Raw genomic sequence first — 559 nt, forward strand, 5'->3', positions numbered from 1 at the left:
AACGTAGCCTGAACATTGACTTTCTGCTAGGCTACCTGAAACAGCTACTGCCGCGTCGCCCCGATTTAAAAGTCATCATCACCTCGGCAACCATAGACGCAGAACGCTTCTCCAAACACTTCAACGGCGCGCCCGTGCTGGAAGTGAGCGGGCGCACCTATCCCGTCGAAATCCTCTACCACCCGCTGACCAGCAAAGACGAAGACGACGCGGAAGTAGAGCTGACCGACGCGATTGTCGATGCGGCCGACGAGTTGGCACGCTACGGTGAAGGCGATATTTTGGTGTTCCTGCCGGGCGAGCGCGAAATCCGCGAAGCTGCCGAAGCTCTGCGCAAGTCCACACTGCGCCGCAACGACGAAATCCTGCCCCTGTTCGCACGCCTGTCGCACGCCGAGCAGCACAAAATCTTCCACCCCTCTGGCGCAAAACGCCGCATCGTGCTGGCAACCAACGTCGCCGAAACCTCGCTCACCGTGCCGGGCATCAAATACGTCATCGACACCGGCCTCGCGCGTGTCAAACGCTATTCCGCACGGGCGAAAGTGGAGCAGCTTCA

The 559-nt window shown here is 59.6% G+C and carries 1 protein-coding gene; it reads left to right on the plus strand.

Going from position 1 to position 559, the window contains the following annotated elements; genetic code table 11:
- A partial coding sequence (locus ACTHUR_RS16930) for a helicase-related protein (RefSeq protein ID WP_440399855.1) occupies positions 1 to 559 on the plus strand: 559 nt, incomplete at both ends.

Source organism: Neisseria sp. P0021.S007 (assembly GCF_051956855.1).